The following is a 2,813-nucleotide window of genomic DNA, read 5'->3' as shown; positions in this document are numbered from 1 at the left end:
ACCCTGACGGGTCAGCTGTCTGCAAACCCCAGGACCGTGCGATTGAGCTGCGGGAATGGTCTAGGCGTCATGGCCCCTACCTCAACAACGATGAGATCAGGCGGCTGATCCATGAAGCCAGAGCTGAACTCGCTGGCTCTGTGGAGATGCTCACCCAGGACATGGAGATCGACGCGCCTGAGGAGACGTGGCTGTGGGGAGGCGTCCTGATGAAGGCCGACAGCAACATGATCGTGAGCGTCCCCAAGGTGGGGAAGACCACGCTGCTGGTCGCAATGATCGCGGTGTGGTCGAGCGGTGCTCAGTCCTTTCTGGGACAGCCCCTGGTTGGGGGTTGCCCACCAGTGGTGATCTTTGGTCCAGACATGTCTCGCACCCGCTGGATGCACCTGCTGAGCAAGTACGGGCTGGCGGAGAAAAACAGCCAGGGCAAGTGGAAACTGCTCGGTCCAATCAAGGGTCTGTTCAGCAAGAGCGAGGGCATCCAGCTGGATGACGTTGGCCTTGCTCGCATCGCCGATTTAGCGGCGACGTACCCAGGCGGCCTGTTCATCTTCGACAGCTACAACAAGCTCACCAGCAAGCTGGGACTCAAGGAAGGAGCCAACACCTACGCCGGTCCTGCTGAGGACGTTCAGGAGGTCTGCGCCCCTCATTCCATAACCACGGTTGTGCTCCACCACAGCGGTCACAGCCGTCAGGGTGAAGGTGCGGTCGCGGCATCACGAGGCACCACAGCACTGCCCGCAGCGTTCAGCCAGGTGATCTGCCTTTCCTGGTTCAAACGTCGCGAGTGCAAGGCCGACAAGCGGGTGCTGCTTGAGACCGAAGGCCGTGAGGAAGACCTCCAGCTCCTAGTCCTGCAACACGCAGCCCACTGGACCTTGGAGGGTGACGCTGCCGAGCAGCTGGAAGCCCTGTTCAAACAGGAGACGGAAAACAAGCTCTCAGACCCCCAGGCTGACGTTCTGGAGCTGTGCCGCGAAAGGTGGAAGGACCACTTCAAGCGCACGACCCGCAAGGACGTGGTTCAGAAGTGCGACGCCTACAAGGACAAAGACCGCAAAGCGTTGCGGCATCTGCGGTTCCTTGAAGCCAACGGGCTGCTGGAGAGCAAGGCCGAGACCACAGAAAACGGCACGGAGATCGCTTTTAAGCCCACGGAATAGCCGTCCTGTCACAGCTGTCCGAACTGTCGTTGGTGTCCCTGGTGTCGGTCACTGGGGTCACTTCCGACGGCTCGGTCAGTGCTGACAGCGAGGACAACAAACAGCTCAATTCCCCTTACGGAAAGTCCGCCAACTTCACCATGAGTTGGTGGACCTCCTGCACCTGCTGATCGCTCAGGCGGAAATACTCCGTTTGAGGCAAGCGGACATCCTTGAAGCGCCGATGCAGCTCGCGTTCAACCTCCTGGAAGTTGGAGCAGCGCACGACGTTGAGCAGTTCGTCCGGAGTTAGCTCACCCATCCGCCGGAGCATGTTTTCCGTGATCCCAATCTTGAAGAGCCCACCGTTGCGGACGAAGTAAACGAAGCCTCTGGGGGATGACTCAACAACTGCACGCTGACCCTTGTTCGCCTTGAAGTCATGCCACTCGTGGATCAGTGTCCCTAGATCCTTTGGGTCGCCGCTCGAAAGAGCTTTTTTGAGATGGTCCGGGGCTTCACCGTCCCACTTGGTCGCGATCCAGTCGCTCATGAACTGACGGAACTCCGCCTTTTCCTCCGCAGCGCGAGCCGCCTGCTTGGCCTCACGCTTGGCCTCCATCATTTCCTTGAACTCGGCGCGTTCCTTTGCCAAGCGTTCTTGCTCTAATTTTTTTCGACCTTTTTTTGCTCGTCAGCCTCGAGCATTTCAAGGCGCTGCTTTTTGACCCACCACCTGTCTTCAGGCGCATGGTCGAGAGCTTCAATCCACTTTTTGCTTCCGCGTGGGTAGAGACCAGCCATCGGCTTTTTTCCCTGGAGCCAGTTTGGCTCCATAAAGAACGTTGAGACAGTCAGCGCCAAACTGACGACATGGCAAACAAACCCTGGTTCCAAGCCAACATTCACGCCCCCGGCACAGGCTTTGCGCTGCTGGTGATAGCGATCTGCATGGTTGCTCAAACAGTCCCCATGACGATCTGCATGGCAGCACCAAACAAATGGGGCGAAACCCTGCTCCGCAATCCGCCGCGCTGGGGCACACCGTTCAGCCCAACAAGATTTAGACGCTGCACCGGCGGAGAAAGTGATGGCTACTAATCAGCGCCGGTAGTAGTGCCCGTTGGGGCGATGACCCCGGAAACCTCTCTGGTCAGCACCCAACGCCATCATTCGATTTAGTGCCGTTATCGCGCCCACGGCGGCAGAAAATTGTCCCGAATTTTCCGCCTTGCGGGCGATGCGCTCTAAGCGTCCAACCTGCTGGAAAAGCAAGTCCTTCTGGTCGATCTCCTCAGATCCGTAAGCAGCATCCAGCCAGTCCTTGTGGGCCGCACAGACGACATCACGGGCGTTCCTGCGGCTGCACCCCCATGTTTCGGCAGTAAAGGCAGTTAATTCGCTGAGACCCATTCCGGCGTCTATCTGCCGCATCGCCCATTCATGGCGTTGCTTCTTCTGGCTGGCGGTAACGCGCTTGCGGGTCAAAGCAGGCCAGCTCCGATGAACGCCTCCTCAACTTCAGCCAAGGCGGCAGGGTCCAGGTCCATGTCGGCGATGGTGCTGGCGACCAGCTCACGAGTGATCCGGAACCACTCCTTCCGCGTTGCTGACCGGGGCCAATCGCCTAGGCCATCAAGGATTGACCCCTCAAGAGAAAGTCCA

General features: G+C 58.7%; 5 protein-coding genes. 1 reads left to right on the top strand and 4 read right to left on the bottom strand.

Features of this window, described 5'->3' with window-relative positions:
• A partial coding sequence (locus ACGVJ8_RS09305; protein ID WP_392347483.1) for an AAA family ATPase occupies window positions 1-1,169 on the top strand: 1,169 nt, incomplete at its 5' end.
• 115 nt (window positions 1,170-1,284) lie between these two features.
• On the opposite strand, the gene ACGVJ8_RS09300 is transcribed toward ACGVJ8_RS09305, so the two are convergent.
• The 4 genes from ACGVJ8_RS09300 to ACGVJ8_RS09285 all read right to left on the bottom strand — a co-directional run.
• Window positions 1,285-1,803, bottom strand: coding sequence for a GIY-YIG nuclease family protein (locus ACGVJ8_RS09300; protein WP_392347481.1), 519 nt, complete (start codon window positions 1,801-1,803; stop codon window positions 1,285-1,287).
• A gap of 11 nt (window positions 1,804-1,814) precedes the next feature.
• A complete protein-coding gene (locus tag ACGVJ8_RS09295; RefSeq protein WP_392347479.1) occupies window positions 1,815-2,111 on the bottom strand; it encodes a hypothetical protein in 297 nt (98 codons plus the stop codon).
• 138 nt (window positions 2,112-2,249) lie between these two features.
• Window positions 2,250-2,636 carry a hypothetical protein gene (locus ACGVJ8_RS09290; RefSeq protein ID WP_392347477.1) on the bottom strand — a complete coding sequence of 129 codons (387 nt, stop codon included), beginning with the start codon at window positions 2,634-2,636 and terminating at the stop codon, window positions 2,250-2,252.
• On the bottom strand, window positions 2,633-2,813 hold a 181-nt coding region (locus ACGVJ8_RS09285; RefSeq protein ID WP_392347485.1), incomplete at its 5' end, for a hypothetical protein. The genes ACGVJ8_RS09290 and ACGVJ8_RS09285, both read right to left, overlap by 4 nt.

Source organism: Parasynechococcus sp. (assembly GCF_042954245.1).
GTDB lineage: Bacteria > Cyanobacteriota > Cyanobacteriia > PCC-6307 > Cyanobiaceae > Parasynechococcus.
This window is presented reverse-complemented; position numbering and strand designations above follow the sequence as displayed.